The 16,863-nt window shown below is 35.8% G+C and carries 18 protein-coding genes and 1 pseudogene; 9 read left to right on the top strand and 10 right to left on the bottom strand.

Features of this window, described 5'->3' with window-relative positions; translation table 11 throughout:
* The 3 genes from QW128_08250 to QW128_08240 all read left to right on the top strand — a co-directional run.
* The coding region (locus QW128_08250; GenBank protein ID MEM3833555.1) for a hypothetical protein at positions 1–212 on the top strand (212 nt) is incomplete at its 5' end.
* Positions 209–334 carry a hypothetical protein gene (locus QW128_08245; protein MEM3833554.1) on the top strand — a complete coding sequence of 42 codons (126 nt, stop codon included), beginning with the start codon at positions 209–211 and terminating at the stop codon, positions 332–334. The genes QW128_08250 and QW128_08245, both read left to right, overlap by 4 nt.
* Positions 335–427: 93 nt before the next feature.
* The gene (locus QW128_08240) at positions 428–733 is read left to right on the top strand and encodes a twin-arginine translocase TatA/TatE family subunit (GenBank protein MEM3833553.1); all 306 of its coding nucleotides are present in this window, start codon (positions 428–430) and stop codon (positions 731–733) included.
* Positions 734–809: 76 nt separating this feature from the next.
* On the opposite strand, the gene hypE is transcribed toward QW128_08240, so the two are convergent.
* The 4 genes from hypE to nikR form a co-directional block, all read right to left on the bottom strand.
* Entirely contained in the window at positions 810–1,829 is a 1,020-nt protein-coding gene (hypE, locus tag QW128_08235) for a hydrogenase expression/formation protein HypE (protein ID MEM3833552.1), read from the bottom strand.
* 3 nt (positions 1,830–1,832) lie between these two features.
* Positions 1,833–2,129, bottom strand: a complete 297-nt coding sequence (locus QW128_08230) for a HypC/HybG/HupF family hydrogenase formation chaperone (protein MEM3833551.1) — start codon at positions 2,127–2,129, stop codon at positions 1,833–1,835.
* 1 nt (position 2,130) lies between these two features.
* Positions 2,131–3,327 (bottom strand): hydrogenase formation protein HypD, encoded by a 1,197-nt coding sequence (gene hypD, locus QW128_08225; protein MEM3833550.1) that lies wholly within the window; start codon positions 3,325–3,327, stop codon positions 2,131–2,133.
* A 72-nt stretch (positions 3,328–3,399) separates the two neighbouring features.
* Complete coding sequence (nikR, locus tag QW128_08220) at positions 3,400–3,825, bottom strand: nickel-responsive transcriptional regulator NikR (GenBank protein MEM3833549.1); 426 nt, start codon at positions 3,823–3,825, stop codon at positions 3,400–3,402.
* Positions 3,826–3,927: 102 nt separating this feature from the next.
* Between nikR and QW128_08215 the strand changes: the two genes are divergently transcribed.
* The 4 genes from QW128_08215 (at position 3,928) to QW128_08200 (ending at position 6,592) form a co-directional block, all read left to right on the top strand.
* Entirely contained in the window at positions 3,928–4,614 is a 687-nt protein-coding gene (locus tag QW128_08215; GenBank protein MEM3833548.1) for an energy-coupling factor ABC transporter permease, read from the top strand.
* Between the two features lie 95 nt (positions 4,615–4,709).
* On the top strand, positions 4,710–4,889 hold the full coding sequence (locus QW128_08210) for a hypothetical protein (protein MEM3833547.1): 180 nt from the start codon (positions 4,710–4,712) through the stop codon (positions 4,887–4,889).
* A gap of 15 nt (positions 4,890–4,904) precedes the next feature.
* Positions 4,905–5,720 carry a cobalt ECF transporter T component CbiQ gene (gene cbiQ / locus QW128_08205; GenBank protein MEM3833546.1) on the top strand — a complete coding sequence of 272 codons (816 nt, stop codon included), beginning with the start codon at positions 4,905–4,907 and terminating at the stop codon, positions 5,718–5,720.
* Positions 5,714–6,592, top strand: coding sequence for an ATP-binding cassette domain-containing protein (locus tag QW128_08200; GenBank protein ID MEM3833545.1), 879 nt, complete (start codon positions 5,714–5,716; stop codon positions 6,590–6,592). Before cbiQ ends, QW128_08200 begins: the two co-directional genes overlap by 7 nt.
* A 277-nt stretch (positions 6,593–6,869) precedes the next feature.
* Here QW128_08200 and moaA read toward each other — a convergent pair.
* The 3 genes and pseudogenes from moaA to QW128_08185 all read right to left on the bottom strand — a co-directional run bounded on the left by moaA (position 6,870) and on the right by QW128_08185 (position 10,091).
* Positions 6,870–7,805 (bottom strand): annotated as a pseudogene (gene moaA / locus QW128_08195) (GTP 3',8-cyclase MoaA).
* Between the two features lie 297 nt (positions 7,806–8,102).
* Entirely contained in the window at positions 8,103–8,378 is a 276-nt protein-coding gene (locus QW128_08190; GenBank protein ID MEM3833544.1) for a hypothetical protein, read from the bottom strand.
* A 660-nt stretch (positions 8,379–9,038) separates the two neighbouring features.
* A complete protein-coding gene (locus QW128_08185; GenBank protein ID MEM3833543.1) occupies positions 9,039–10,091 on the bottom strand; it encodes an asparagine synthetase A in 1,053 nt (350 codons plus the stop codon).
* Between the two features lie 367 nt (positions 10,092–10,458).
* Between QW128_08185 and QW128_08180 the strand changes: the two genes are divergently transcribed.
* The gene (locus QW128_08180; protein ID MEM3833542.1) at positions 10,459–11,670 is read left to right on the top strand and encodes a winged helix-turn-helix transcriptional regulator; all 1,212 of its coding nucleotides are present in this window, start codon (positions 10,459–10,461) and stop codon (positions 11,668–11,670) included.
* A 49-nt stretch (positions 11,671–11,719) separates the two neighbouring features.
* Entirely contained in the window at positions 11,720–11,974 is a 255-nt protein-coding gene (locus tag QW128_08175; GenBank protein MEM3833541.1) for a hypothetical protein, read from the top strand.
* A 96-nt stretch (positions 11,975–12,070) separates the two neighbouring features.
* Here QW128_08175 and gyaR read toward each other — a convergent pair whose 3' ends face one another.
* The 3 genes from gyaR to QW128_08160 form a co-directional block, all read right to left on the bottom strand.
* Positions 12,071–13,081, bottom strand: coding sequence for a glyoxylate reductase (gene gyaR, locus QW128_08170; GenBank protein MEM3833540.1), 1,011 nt, complete (start codon positions 13,079–13,081; stop codon positions 12,071–12,073).
* A gap of 467 nt (positions 13,082–13,548) precedes the next feature.
* Entirely contained in the window at positions 13,549–15,759 is a 2,211-nt protein-coding gene (locus QW128_08165; GenBank protein MEM3833539.1) for an elongation factor EF-2, read from the bottom strand.
* A 790-nt stretch (positions 15,760–16,549) separates the two neighbouring features.
* Complete coding sequence (locus tag QW128_08160; GenBank protein ID MEM3833538.1) at positions 16,550–16,750, bottom strand: hypothetical protein; 201 nt, start codon at positions 16,748–16,750, stop codon at positions 16,550–16,552.
* Between the last annotated feature and the right edge of the window lie 113 nt (positions 16,751–16,863).

The following is a 16,863-nucleotide window of genomic DNA, read 5'->3' as shown; positions in this document are numbered from 1 at the left end:
TAGGAAGTCATGCTTCCAGAGCAGAGGGGACACTAAAACGTATGAGCAAACCATATTTAAACCTATCTGCTCTGAAAATACTGACAAAGGCAGCTAAACGCTGCCTCTTTGAGAGTGTAAAGCTTCTCCATCAAGAAGATATTATGGCTTATGTCTATTTAACTCCATCTATTTTGAAACTGTTTTTTAAGGCGAAGCTGGAGTTGCCATGAGCAGGGCAATAAAAAATATGGTCTTTCAAGGAAAATTAAAATCGTTAAAGAAAATTAAAATCATTGCATATGGAGGAGAAGCGTTAAGAGAACTCATCAAAGAAATCGACGAACAATTGTGAAATAATTACATTGAAAAATGATGTTTTTTGTTATGTATATTACCTTAAAAAACTTATAAGATACACTGAATTATATTATTTAGGTGAAAAGTAATGGCATTAGATCCTATTGAAACACTTATGATAGGTATTATTATTTTAGCATTAATAATATGGGGCCCAAGTAAAATACCAGAGCTGGCTCGTGCGTTAGGTCGCGCAAAACGGGAGTATGAAAAAGCATCACGCGGATTAGAAGAAGAGATAAGCAAAATAACACAATCATCATCCACTGAAAGCTCACAAACAGTATCAAGTGATGACAAGCTCATAGAGGTTGCAAAGAGTCTTGGTATTAGTACTGAAGGCAAGACTAGAGATGAAATTGCAAGGGAGATAATAGAAAAAGCAAAAAGTTAATAGTTCTTTAATCCTTAAGGTTTCATAGTGCATTAGCGTGAGATTAACTAGGTCACACGCGATTGTTTAATTATGTTTAGCATATTCTGGGTACAATGTCTCCTGTGGGCATTTCAAGAATTTTGGCTCCACCTATAGCTGTTTTTGTGATTACGATTCCTCTGTTTTCCCAATTTTTTGGTTCTGTTACGTATCCTATAATTGCGGGTTGGAAATTTAACGATTCGAGGTCTTTTATTATATCTTTTTCTATATCCGGGCTTACGGAAAGAACTGCAATTCCTTCATTTGCTAGAACAAATGGATCAAGTCCGGTTATTTCAGTAATGGATTTGACTTCCTGAAGTATTGGTATTTTATTTTCTTCTATTATTATCATTTTTTTAGTTAATTGTGCCCATTCGTTTAATGTTGATGCGAGCCCTCCTCTTGTGGGGTCTCTTGCAGCATGTATTTTGCCTTTGTATTTATTAAAAATCTTGAGCAATGGTAATAAGGGTTTTACGTCACTTTTTAGGGAAGTTTGGATTCCATATTGCATTGCAGCTATGATTGCTCCGTGCGTCCCTATTGGGCCAGTAACTATTATTTTGTCTCCAGGCACTATTGCATCTATTATTGGATTTTCGGTGGTACCAATGCCTACTGTGTTTATTATTATTCCTTTCATCGAATCTGAGGGCATTACTTTAAAATCTCCACCTATTAATGGTATGTTGTATTCCTTTAGAATGTTTAACATGGATTCGAGGATTTTCTCTAGATCATTTATGGAGAAACCTTCACTAACTACTATCGAATCTAGCATGGCAATTGGTGATGCGCCCATCATAACCAAATCGTTAATTGTGCCTGAAATTGCCAATGTTCCGATATCTCCTCCAGGAAAGAATATAGGATTGACTGTGTATGAGTCTGTTGTGATGACTAATTTGTTTTTTTCTAAATTTATTACAGCTCCATCATCAGGATAATTTATTCCTATTCCTCCGATTGTTTGTTTTAATTTCTCAGGTACTTTTAAAAAAATTATTTGCTGAAGCAAAAGTTGTGTTTCTCTTCCTCCATTACCATGAGAAATAAGTATTGTGTCCATATTCTATTCACCCAAAATTTTCATTGCCATATTAAGAAATTCTTTGACTGCTTTATCTGCATCTTCTCCAGTCATTAATGCTGTCTCCCTTATTTGTTCTGCAATAAAGTTTATATTTTCTATGACGTCCTCTTTTGTTATTTTAGATATTATAACACCAGCGTGAACAATGACAAAATCACCAACCTTTAAATCATCTACTCCTATTACAACCTTTTTAAGAGTGCCGCTTAGAAAATCAACCGTTGCTGTTACATCAGAATCTATTGATATGACTCTAGCAGGGACTCCCCAACACATCTTATCTTACCTCGTCCATAATATTTAATACCTTTTGAACAGATCCAAATCGTGCCCATACAGAACATGCTCCTTCCATAGATACCATACATGGTCCCCAAGGTTTTGCAGGAGTGCATGCTTTCATAAACATTGGGCAGTCTGTAGGATACGCCATTCCAAGTGTTACCTCTGCGCATTTGCAATTTGGGGGCAAATCATAATCCCATGGCACATCTTTTATGCCGAGTTGTTCTTTAGCATCGTATTTTGAATATTTTTCTTGTAGAGCAAGCCCACTTTTAGGTATTAAGCCTATTCCTCTCCATATCGCATCTGTAACCACAAAAACTTTATTTATTGCATTCTGTGCATATTTGTTTCCCTCACGAGTAGCAACTCTTTTGTATTCAAGCTCTGTATAAGATATATTTTCAGTATAAATCATTTGTAGTATTTTGAGAATACTGGCAATGACATCCATAGGTTCGAAACCTGTAACGACTGCAGGAATTTTATATTCTTTAGGTAAAAAGTCCCAACTCATAGCACCAATTATAGTAGATACGTGTCCTGGGGCTATAACTCCTGAGATAGGAATACTCCCCTTATCTTTGTGTAATTTGATGGCGTATTCAGCTGCAGGTGCTGTAAGCCTTAATGATGAATAGAAGAGAAGGTTCTCTGGTACTTTATTCCTTTCAAAAAGGATGGCATAACTCGGTGCTGTTGTTTCGAAACCAATCCCCATAAATATGGAAGGTTTCTTATTATGCTTCGCATCGTCAACAGCATCAATAAAACTATAAACTATTTGAACATCAGCATTCATAGACTTTGCCACTGCAAGACTTCCTACCTCATCTTTCTTATAATGTTTCACTGTTGGTAGCTTAAAAACATCACCAAACGTATATATTCTAAAACCTTCCATTGCTAATTTTATTATATTCTCTATATCACTAGAGGGTGTTACACATACTGGACATCCAGGTCCAGGGATCAGTTCTATTTCTTTTGGTATCATGTATCTTAAACCATAATGCGTAGTAGTCCATTCATGAGAACCACAAAAATTCATAATTTTTATTCTTTCTCTCTTCAATTTTTGCATAGCAAGAGGGGTGATTTGATATATTTGCGAAAGAATTGATTTTGCCAGCAAAGAATTTTCTCTAAACACGGCCTCTATTTGCTTAGGAAGAAGTGAAAAATCCATGATCGAAGATCCCTCATCCTTACTTATGATTTACTTCTATTTAAAGAAGACCTTCTAAGTTAAAATTTAACACTATATTCCAATTGCGATAGTGGTTAATTTGAGCTGTTTAACACCCCTCATGCGCATTAATTCCTTTGCTAAATTTTTGATGGCTTTTATTTCTCCCTTCACTGCTATTACTAAGAGACAGTTTCTGTCATCAATATGAATATGCATATTCGAAATAATGACGTCACGCTGAAGATGCTGCACATCCGTTAAATTTTCCTCCAACCCTTTTACTTCATGATCATAAATAAGTGTTATTGTTCCTGCAATAATGCCTGTCTCTTCATATTCCCATTTATATTCAGTCAAAAAATTGCGCATTGTGAGTTGAATAGCTTTAGATCTATCATAGTCCATTCGTTTAATTATCTCATCAAACTTTGTAAGCAATTCAGGAGGTACAGAAACACTAAATCTTGTAACGCCCCTTCTAGTTTTAATCTTCATCACCTATTTTCTAAATATTCATAGAAAAATATAAATAATTCATAGAAAAATATAAATACTGGTAATACTAATTTAATAATTAGTATTACGAGGTGAACAAACTTGCATATTCCTGATGGATTTTTGGATTTGCGTATTTGTGCCTTGATGTATTTTGGTACTCTTATTTTTTGGATTTTTGCTTTTCGAAAGTTAAGACAAGGTTTAGATGAAAGGCAAGTTCCTTTGATGGCTACTTTAACGGCTATGTTTTTTGCTGCTCAGCTGATGAATTATCCTATAGTCGGCGGCACAACTGCACATTTGATTGGAGGACCTATTTTAGCTATTACCTTAGGACCCTATACTGGATTAATATCAATGACCATTATTCTCTTAATTCAAGCATTGCTTTTCGGTGACGGCGGCATTACAACTTTTGGTGCAAATGTTTGGAATATGGGAATCATCGACGTTTTCATTCCATATTTAATATTGCTCTTGGTTACAAAAATATTAAGAAGTAAGAAAGGAATGTTAGTTGGAGTTTTCATAGGAGCACTGATAGGTGATGATCTGGCTGCAATTTTTGCTGGACTTGAACTGGGATTATCTACAATATTTCCATACAATATACAAATAGCTGTTGCTGCGATGGGATTGCACCATTTATTTATAGGAATTGGGGAAGGTATTATTACAACAATGATCATCTCAATTCTCTGGAACTCAAGGCAAGACTTATTACAATTACCAAAAATTGCGCCTTCATGGATGCCTGATCCTATAATGTTCATAAGGGGGGATTAAAAATTAACAAATTAGTTGTGATAGGTTTGATTGTTTCTTTAGTTTTTGTTATTGTTGGAACTTTTTATTTCTCTTACTCTAATGAAACTTTAGATGTGATTGCAGAGCGTTTTAACGCTTCCGAATCCAATATATGGACGCCTCCGTTCCCTAATTATGAGGTACCAGGACTTGAGGGAAATCTAATAGTAGATGTTTTTCTAGGTGCGATATTCACTATATTGATTTTTGTAATAACCTTAATTGTAGGTAAAATTTTTGAAGGACGAAAGTGATTAGAGGTTGATTACATGTTACGAGATATATTGAATACACTTGAATATAGCGTGCTCTCAGAGAAATTTACAAACATCAATGGAGTCCTTCAAAACATTGATCCTCGAATAAAACTTTATAGTCTCGCATTATGCATATTAACAGCAATTAGCGTAAACTCCATAATTTTATTAGGTATTATTTTCGTGATTATTACAATACTCACTATTACATCAAAAATTCCATTGAAACTATTCTTTTTAAGAACAGCTTTTATACCTTTATTCTCCATAATAATAGTTTTACCATTACCTTTCATAACATCAGGTTCGAAATTGATTATAATAAGTTATGATAAATTTTTTGTTTCGATTACATGGGAAGGATTATATAAAGCAATACAATTCATAGTTAGAGTGTGGATTAGTGTAGCTTCGTTATCCCTTTTAATTTTCACTACGAAATTTTCTAAGCTTGTTTACTTAATGAAGAATATAAAAGTTCCAATAATTTTTACTTCTATAATAATTATTACCTACAGGTTCATCTTTTTCTTTATCAACGAAACGTACCGAATGATCTTGGCAAAAGAGGCGAGAACAGTTAATAAGGAGAGCAGATTACAGATTATGAAAACAATAGCACAAATAATTAGTACTTTATTCATAAGAGCGTACGAAAAAAATGAAAAAGTTTACTTGGCAATGATAGCTAGAGGATATACAGGTGAAATTAAATTAACCGATAACGCAAAAATAAACTACAAAGATTGGGCATTCTTAATAATTTCTTCATTAACGTTCCTCACAATCTTATTAACAGACCTCTGGTTTAGGTGGTATTTATGGTGAATGAAATTGTTATAGAAATGAAGAACATAAAATATGTTTATCCAGACGGTCATGTTGCGCTAAAAAATGTAAATCTGAGAATATTCAAAGGAGAGAGGGTTGGAATACTTGGCGCCAATGGAGCTGGAAAATCCACGTTACTAATGCTTACTAATGGTTTGTTTAAACCAACCGAAGGACAAATTCATGTATTCGGCATGTCTATGGATAAAAACAATCTACATAGAATAAGAATGAAAGTTGGACTCGTTTTTCAAGATCCTGATGATCAGTTATTCTCTCCGACGGTATTGGATGATGTTGCTTTCGGTCCATTAAACATGGGTTTACCTAAAGATGAAGCATTACAGAGAGCAAGGGAAGCAATAAAAATTGTAGGATTAGAAGGTTATGAGGATAGGCCTCCACATCATTTGAGCATAGGAGAAAAGAAAAAAGTTGCAATCGCAACAATCTTGGCAATGAACCCGGAAATTTTAATATTAGATGAACCAACTGTTAATCTGGATCCAAAAAGTAAAGTGGAAATGATAAAATTTATCAATAAATTGTATCATGAACAAAAAATAACATTAATTGTTACGACACATGATATTGACATGATTCCGATGATTGTTGATCGAGTTTACATTTTAAATAAGGGAGAAATTATTGCAGAGGGATCAGTTAGAGAAGTCTTTGCGAACTTTGAAATAATGGAAAAAGCAAACTTAGAGCCTCCAATAATAGCTCGCCTTTTTTACCTTATTTACAAGATATATGGATGCGAAGATTCAAATCTTACTAAATACTTACCATTAACAATAGAAGAGGCGCTAGAAAAAATAAAATACCTCATAAACATCAAGGATGCTTCTGTTATGGGGTTCTAATTGTGGTCTCAAATAGACCTACATAACTCTAGGGATTCATCGGTCTAAGAGCTTTCACGAGCTCATCGAGCTCCTCATCAGTTCTTTGAAGAGCTTAGGGGATGAAGAAAAGTCCTCCACCTCCAAACCTCTTTAAAGAGCTGATAAAGGGATGAGAGAGTGTTCACCCTGACAGGGGGAAGGCTGATGAACCCCAAGAGCTACGTAAAGTATAGGATTACTCTGTGCATGTATAAAAGATTCTTGATGGTGGTGTTGTGGTTGGTCCTATGCCTGGTTTGAAGAAAGGTTCACGCATTCTTACAGCTTTTTTGAATATTTCTTCAAGTTCTTCATCAGTTGCACCATTTCTCATAGCGGTAATGAAATCTACATGATTATCTTGTCGTAATAAACATGGTTTGAATTTACCATCGTACGTAATTCTTATTCTATTGTTACCCATACAAAATTCACTATTGTGCATTGGCTTCACAAACTCTAAGATAGCTCCATTAGGCAAATAGTATCTCATCCTATTATGCAACTGCCTTTTCTCTACTTTTATAGCCTGTCTAGCAATTATTTTCTCAACTTCTGATAAACTGTAATAATATTTTTTAAAGAATTGTGAACTAGCCGCAGATCCTTCAGCAACAAGTTCAATAAGTTGAAGAACAGTCTCACCTCTCCTATTTAATTTTGCAGTAAAATCTATGAGATCAGGTATTTCACTATCATTCATGTCCCGCATAATCACTGCATTAAGTTTTAAAGGTATAATCTGATTTTCTAATGCGGCATCAATAGCACTCATCATTTCATCAAGCTTATCAACACCAGTGATAAACCTATACGTATCGCGTCGCAAACTATGTACGCTAATGTTTACACGATCAAGACCTGCATTTTTTAACTCCTTAGCAAGAAGTGCAAACCTAGTTCCATTCGTGGTCATAGAAATCTCTTTAACACCAACGCTTTTAATCCGTCTTACAATTTCAATAATATCTTTACGTAACATCGGTTCACCACCAGTAAGCTTCACAGTCATTACACCAAATTTATACAGGATTCTTACTATTCTTTCAATCTCCTCAGGTGTTACTAAATCTTTAGGATCATCATAAATTCCTTCATTATGACAAAAAATACATCTGTAATTGCATCGTTCACTCGAAGTCAAAGATATACGCACACCAGTAACAGGTCGTCCCCACCTATCTACTAACACACCGGTTGACAATTGTGAAATGTCATTTGCTGGTATCAAAACTTCGACCTCCTTTCCCACTCTGGATCAGAAACTTGTATAATCTTGGCTTATCTGAAACCTCTTTTTTCACTCTTCCCATCATACATATTTTTGATAAAATAACTTAGATAAATACTTATAATACACTCAAATTGCATTCTCATAACCATAAACAAATAAGTAGTTTAAAAGAGAATTTATTAAAGATTGGTACTCTCCATGCTTTAGCGGAGAGACTCTCGCTTCTAAGACTCTCATTGGTTGTACGTTAACTCCCTATATGTTTTGATCGTTTGTTTTAATATTAAATATACGTAATTCAATATTAAACATTTCTGCTAATTCTTTATCAAGAGTTCCAAGATCTTCACTACCTAAGTCTTGTATTTTATATTTGCAAAGAGCCAGCGTTAGCATCTGAATTTCTGTTTTCGTAGCGCTCACAAAATTTTCAACACCTTTTGCACCATATCGTGCTGCCAAATGGTCGATAGGTTTATAGGTCTTAAGGCTCTGAGCTGAAGTTGGTGAGGAGGTTCGGACAATTGACACTCTCCACGGCTGAAGCCGGGAGATTCTCGGTTTGTCGTGGGGCCTCCACTCATTCTACCGAGTTCTGGGCTGTGTCAAACCAGCCCCTGCCATGAGCATATAGCCCATAGCCCGCTTGCTGGAACCATCCCCACCCGTCTTGGATGGGAGCCTTATTCCAGCTTTCGGACATCCCATCCACATGCGAGCGACCTGCTCAAGGAGATGATGGGCTTGGAGGAATATAAACTTAACGGCGATTCATCTCCACGACTGAAGTCGGAAGCCTTCTCGCCGAAAGAGTGGGTAAGGATGAGGCTATACGCTCCATTCAGGGGCTGCTTTGACACAGCCCGAACTTGACAACGAGGAACAAAAATATGATTCGATCAAGAATTCTCCGACTTCACTTGAATTAAAAAGATGAAAGAACTTTATAAGAGAATCAATATATACCAATGTTAACACAGGAATCATGATAGACTGTTAAATTCAAGCTATCATTAACGGTTGCTTCTATTGAGCCAACCAATATAGCTAATAAACTAAGTATGAGATATCGATAAGTGCATTGAGATCAGGTATTGTTATGAGTATTAGTGAGAATGTAGTAATCATGAGAGGTTATGATAGGAGGATACAAAAAATCAGCTAGCCTTTAAAGAAAGAATTGTTAATTATTTATGGTGAGTATACACCAGCGACCTTAGGATAGGGTCTAGCTTCCCATATAGCTCCTAAACCACAGATGAATCTTGTAAATCTTTCTACACCGATACCAAATCCTGCTGATGGTTCTATGCCTTCCTTAAGCATTTCGAGATACCATTCATACTTTGCTGGATTTTCACCGCTCTCCTTCATTCTGGCTAATACCTTGTCAACTATGTACTCACGTTCAGCACCTGATATAGCTTCCCCAAAACCTTCTGGATACAGCATATCAAAATCCCTTAAAATGCCAACCCTCTCAGCATCTTCCATATCGTAGAACCCTCTTGATCCTTTGGGATAGTCGTATATGAAGAAGGGTTCCTTATGTATTCCGGAAAGTATCTTTTCACCCTCCCATGGAATTTCAGCAGCATAACTTGCATTATAACCAAGACTCCTTAATAAATCCACAGCTTCTTTATGTGTATATCTTTTGAATGGTTTTTTATAGTCATCTAACTCACGTCCTAGCTCTTCAAGCTCTCTTCGATAATCTTCTTTTATACGCTTTACTACATATAAGAAAAGGCCTTCAGCAAGTGACATCACATCGTGATAGCTTGCTCGAGCCCATTCTATATCAACCTGGAAAAATTCTGTTAAATGTCTTCCAGTATAAATGGTTTCAGGAGGTTCAAGTCTAACGTTGGGTGATACAAAATATATTTTACCATGAACAGTAACCATCATCTGCTTGTAAAGGATTGCACTACTCATAACCTTGTATTCACGACCATAGTAATCAATAGTAACTTGCTTTGCACCTCTGATACCAGGATCAGTTACAGGCCCTATTATTGGTGGAAGAAGTTCCATAAAACCATTGTCATCAAGATACTCTCTTATAGCTTTGAGAATACCGGCCTGGACTCTTACAATCGTTTTCTGACGGGGTTCTCTAACTGCTAGATATGATGTAGAAAGTATTTTGGTTACATTTTCAGGAAAGGATTTATCACTAACTAATTTCTCAAATTCTAATACACTCCTATGTATCCTCAGCTCAGGTTTCAACCCCATGGTGCATCACCCTTTATACTTCAATAAACTAGTATTAAAACATTATCGACAAAACATCAATATTAATGGAAAATTTATTGAAGAATATCCATATTCTAGAATAAAAATAGTTAAAAATAAAATTACTAAGGAAAAATATTGACATTTAGATCATATGATTATAAATGATTTTTGCAGTTTTTAAATTTATCCAAAGGTATATATAAAGAGTGAACATCATATTATGTAAAAATTAAAAATATTTAACAAATTAATTGATCATAAGATATAATATAAATAAAAAATGCAAAATAATTTTCATAATAATTGTAATTTTTTTAACTTATTAGAAAAGTTTTTATACTCAGTTTCTTATAATAAAGTTGCTATGAATGTGACCGAAGCATATAAGGATTTCATAACGAACATATATGGGTTAACCATGCAAAAAATCGATAGAAGAACAGCAAAAATACTTGAATACATTTCATCATATGGCACAACTAACATTTCTGAGATCGCTAAAAATGTTAACATGCCTATTACTACAGTTTATGGCATAATAAAACGATTGCAGAGAAAGAATGTAATTCATGTGCGTGATCTGATAAATTTTACAATGCTGGGACTTACACAATATTCTGTAATATTTTATTACACTAAAAAAGAAGATGTTGAGAAAATTCTCTCAGCAAACAGGGACTATCTAATATATTCCGCAAATAGTTACTGCGATAAACCATGCGTGTATGCCAAATATGTTGTGCCAATTAACAATGATAAAGATTTCATAGAATTTCTTAATACTGCAGTAGACTTAAAATTAATAAATGACTATGAAGCATACGCGACAACCGACAATTATATTCCACCACTGAATTTTAAAAATTTTGACTTTAAACAAAAAACATGGATTTTCAATTGGGAGGAATTACTAAATAACTTATATCTATCTGAAACGCAAGAGTTTTTAAATATTCGCGATCCGATTAAAGTTAAACTTGACTATATTGATCTAAAGATTTTACTCGCACGTGAAGTTAATAGTTTTACACATTTAAGTAGTATAAAAATGATGCTTAATGGCGTATCACTGCAAAGCATATACTATCATTATTTTAATCATATACAAAAAAACAACATCATAAAAACAACTAGAATTATCCTTTTGCCATATCCATACACAATTGGTGATAAAACTATCAGTAATTTTATGATGCTCTTTATTAATTTTAGCAACACAGAATGGATGAATAAATTCGTCAATACATTAAAGGATACGTGTTTTCTTTACAGCGCTACCAGAATATTTGGCGAAAACACACTTATAGCTCACATATATTTACCGTATACAGAACAATCAAACTTTCTACAATTTTTAGACAAACTCACACAAGACAAAATAATAACATATTACAGATTTCTCATGATAGACCTTAAAACTGCGCAAATAGAACCGTTACCATACCATGCATACGATATACAGAATAACGAATGGCGCTGGTCTCAAAATAAATATATACTAAAACTTCAAAACAATGTAAAAACAATCAAAAAGAATAATATACACTATTCTGCATCTCCTACAACAATACTGTAGGGCATTATTTTTTTAAGCTTCCATAACTTTCCTATAGTTGGTGAGATCAATGCCCAGATTTTTCGTAGTAGTCGAGGTGATGGATGAATCAGGTAAACGTGAAATCTACTATCGAGAACTAGAAAACAATACAGAAGCCGAAACACTATACAATTCAATAAAACTTGGTGACGTAGATGAAATGAACCACCCGCTCACAGGTAGCGTGAAAAAGAAACTTAAAATAATATCAAAACGATTGCAACGCATTTGGATAAATCCTGAAATTTACTTTGAAACATTAAGAATGGAAAATATTGAATGAAAACCATGACAATGAACTATTCTACTGTTTCTGGGTAGATTTTTATAAATGTTTTGGTTTTGTAAACAGGTTATAATAAAGAGCAAGGTGCTAGAATTATTCAAATCCTGGTTTTCGTATGTTTACAACATCCTTATTTACGAGAGTTGGTGGTACTTTCTTTTCATAGAATGTTATTAAGTTCTCCGCAACGAGCTCAGCCATAGCATGCCTAGCCTCATAAGTGGCGCTACCAATATGAGGAACTAATACAACATTCTTAAAAGCAGTAAGTAAATTATTAGAAGGCAAGGGCTCATTCTCAAATACATCTAAACCAGCACCAGCGATCCAACCTTCCTTTAGAGCTTTTACTAGAGACTCACTATCCACAACGCTACCTCTAGAAGTATTGATAAGAAAAGCTGACTTCTTCATTAATCTTAACTTATTTTCGTTAATCAAATGATAAGTTTCCTTACTTAACGGAATATGAATAGAGATCACGTCGGAGATCTTTAATAGTTCCTCTAAATTCTTGTATTCTAAACCAAGCTTTCTTTCAAGTTCCTCGTTCTTCACAATATCGTAATATATAACTTTCATGCCAAACGCTTTGCCAATCTCAGCAACTCTTCCACCGATTCTTCCTAAACCGATTATCCCTAAAACTTTACCTCTAAGTTCAATGCCGAGCATCATTTTTGGATGCCAACCAGTTTTTAAACGTTCCCACTCACCCCACCTGACAAAATTATCCGCCTCCACAATCCTTCTGGTAACAGCTAGTATTAACGCCCATGTAAGTTCTGCAGTAGATTCTGTAAGAACACCTGGTGTATTGGTAACATAAATGCCAAGCTTTGTTGCGCACTCGACATCAATGTTATCAAAACCTACAGCATACTGCGCAATAATTCTTAACTGTTTTGCACTTTGAAGCAAGTTGCAATCAACCTTATCACTCAATAATGTTACTAATGCATCAATATTTTTAGCCTTACTTAAAAGAGTACTATAGGATGGTGCTTGATAGTGATCCCAAACCTCAACATCATAATATTCTTCAATCTTCTTAATCACATCATCAAACAGTTCTCTACTTACAAAAACGTTTGGCTTACGCATAGGAATCACTAATTCAAAATATTAACTCAAACTTAAGCTTATAAATAATTTGACCGAAAATAGAACCTTAGTTCTGGGATGAATTGTTGATAAACTTAAACATTTGATGATTGTATCAATGTTTGAACAAGTCGCTCACATATAGCGGATGTCCAAGAGTCCGAATAAGGCTCCAAGCTGAAGTTTGGGAGAAGGTTTAGACAAGTGAGAATGAGGCTATACGCTCCATTCAGGGGCTACTTTGACACAGCCCGAACTCAGTGAGATGAAGGCTATCGAAAGTCCAACAAGCCTAGAATCTCTCGACCTTAGTTGTGGAGAGTGTCAAAAAGAAATTTGTTCTTTAAGAGTAATCTCCTTCATACTGTGAGGTTTTCAGTTGTAATGAGTAATCAATAATAACCTCAGAAACAGGAAAATTTCAGCTTTAACTGAGGGAGTTAAAGGTTTAATCTAGATGGTTTCTGTCACTTAAGGTAGTCTTCAATCTTCGGTAAACTCTTTGGTAATCCTTTTCTTTCTCTGATTTTCATTATAATGTCCATAACTAAATTCTCAGGAACGGGGAACCATTTACTGAACTCAGTAGCCCAAAAAGCTTTACCAGCAGTAGCGCTCCTCATTTCATCAGCTAAACCTTCGCTTTCAGCAACAGGAATCTCACCTTTTATAATTGCAATTAAACCTTGTTGTTCCATAGTGTTAATCTTACCTCTTTTAGAGGTGATGATCTTAATCACACCACTTAAATAGTCTTGTGCAACTTTCACTTCAATCTTGTAAATAGGTTCCAATAACACAGGTTTGGCAGTTAGAATGCTAGCTATTGTGGCATTCTTTAGTGCAGGCATTAACTGAGCAGGGCCTCTGTGAGCAGGATCTTCATGAATGGTGGCATCTAATAAACGTACCTTAACGCCTCTCATAGGCTCATGAGCTAAAGGTCCAGCACTTACAGTCCACCTAAAACCATTGATGAGGGTATCTGCAACTTCATTTAAATACTGAACACCTTTAGTAGCATCAACAAAGATGTTCAGGTGTTCATCAATAGCCCAAATATTCCTAGCTTCATCAGCATCCCAGTCAGCCTCATCTCTTAAGATTTTAGCTCTAGTCCTCCAATCCATGTCTTCGGTCACTCGACCTTCAGCCAATAGTCTTAACGTTGCTTCATTCAGAGGTTCAACTTCAGCGACAATTCTATTATGCCTATTGGGACTCTTAGCCTCGAATGTCTCACCACGATTGCGAATGCCTTCTCTATAAATAATAAGAGGTGCCGAAGTAACAAATTCTAGGTTACCAGTTCTCTGTTTCAAATCCCACAATGCAATCTCTAAATGCAAAGAACCCATACCACTGATCAGATACTCACCAGTTTCTTCATTAATCTTTACATGCAAAGTAGGATCTTCAACAGCCATCTTCTTTAAAGCATCGACTAACTTAGGTAAATCACCGCTCCTCTTAGGTTCAATAGCAATAGTAACAACAGGTTCACTAATATAACTTAAGCTTTCGAAGGGTACCATGGAGTCTTTCAAGGGGACATCAACAATAGTCTCACCACTCCTAGCATAACTTAAACCTAGCATAGCAGCAATATTACCAGCACTCACATTCTCGACGACTTCTCTATAAGGACCCATGTACATACCAACTTGTTGCACACGCTCGATAATTCTACCACGCATCAGATAAACATCAACGCCCTCTCTTACAGTACCACTAAATACCCTACCAGTAGCAACTAAACCAGCATGAGGATCATCAACAACTTTTGTTATGCCGACGACAAGAGGGCCATCAGGGTCACATTCTAATAGAGCTTTACCAATCGCAGAACTCACATCACCTTTCCAAATCTTAGGAACCCTGTAGCGCTGGGCAACGTTAGGTGGTGGAACATGCTTAATAACCATATCAAGAATAGCTTCATACAAGGGAGCAATCTTAGCTAGCTCTTCAACGCCCTCTTTACTTCTGTTATAAGCTTCTAGCACATCGCTAAATTTCAAACCCTTAAGCTGAGCCATAGGAACTGTTAAACCCCATTTACCTAAAGCACTTCCAAAAGCAACTTGACCTTTAGAGATGTCAACCTTCCATAATTTCTTGAACTCGCCCTCGCCGTATAATTCTATTAAAGCATTAAAATCTTTCACAATTTCAACGATTCTGTTCTGAATTTCATGAGGAGATAAACGTAATTCTTTAATTAAGCGATCAATCTTATTAATAAACAGCAAGGGACGCACTCGCTCCTCTAAACCCTGACGAACAACAGTCTCAGTTTGCGTCATAACGCCTTCAACACTATCAACTACAACAATAGCACCATCCATAGCACGAAGACTACGAGTTACATGACCTGTAAAATCAACGTGCCCAGGCGTATCAATCAAATTAATAACATATTGACCATTTTCAAATTCATGGTAAAGAGAAATGTTGGCTGCTTTGACGGTCATTTGACGCAATTGCTCTATCTCTACATAATCCATCGCTAAAGCTACTCCAGCAACTTTTGGAGAAATAATACCAGCTGCCAATAGCAGCGAGTCAGATAATGTAGTTTTACCGTGATCCACATGAGCTAACGTGCCTATATTACGAACTCGCTCAACATTCCTCATCAACTTAACGATCTCTTCAGTTTGTTTGTATTTTACCACGATGCACCACCTTTTTATTTGTAATAAAACTGCGTGTAATATATTTCTTTCTCTAATAATTAATTATCATGACAGGTTTAACTTTGACGGCGGGGAGTCTCCATCCGTAGGGGTGGGGATGAAGGCCGATAAGCTTATATTTTTTCTCGTTGTATTTATCATTGTCTGCTTGGTTGGCAGACCTAGTAGGCATGGGACAGGCCGAAAGAGAAGCCTGCTGAGGGCAAGACCTCCGTAACCCACCTTCCACACGGGATTCCCGAAACGGTCTCACCTGCCGAGACCTCCGCTGTGGGTGAGTGGAGATCGAGTCTGTCCGTGGAAGCAGGAAGCCACCTGCGAAAGCTGGTGGTAGTTCACTCAAACACTATGACATCTCCTACAACTAAAATAGAGAAGTTTTCTATTCTTCAGCCTTAAGACTTCTTTTTCCTGAGCACTATCAAGAGAACCTTGGATAGATTATATATTTAGTCCTGGCTTTTCACAGCCCGTTTTAAAACACCATAATAGTTTGTTTAGTATTTCTTAGGGTTCTCCCTGAAGGACCTCCCTCCATGAAACGTTTAGCACAGAGAGGAAAGGACTAAGTATGTATTCTACACATACCCATACTTAGTTCAGAATCCGTAGTAAACAACATATAGGCCAATCCAACACCTATGATAACTCCTATAACACTGTGCATAGTGGATATAGGTGGCTGACTACTATAGCTACTGTAATTCATATGAAAGCTGTTGATGATGCAGCAATTGCTCCAATTACATCTATTTCAAGAACGACATTTTTACCTAAAGTTTTCATAACCATATAACTCTAAAGCAAAGCCACCTATTAATTGAGAGACAGAAAAAAGAATAAAAGCAGTTCTAAACCTGAGAACACCCGAACCAATAACACTTGTTGAATTTGCCACATCATTAGACCCAGTTGACCAACCAAGCGTTGTAGCCGCAATTAGAATAGCAAAATAGAGAACTAGAAACATTCTAAGCCTTTAAACCAATTTAAGATAAATAACTCTAACTTTATAAAAACTATGTTTCTCTTTAAATTTTTAGTAACATATTGTGGCTAACAGTTTCGTAATAAAGGTTCATT

It is taken from the genome of Thermoprotei archaeon (assembly GCA_038881895.1).
GTDB lineage: Archaea > Thermoproteota > Thermoprotei > Gearchaeales > WAQG01 > JAVZOV01.
This window is presented reverse-complemented; position numbering and strand designations above follow the sequence as displayed.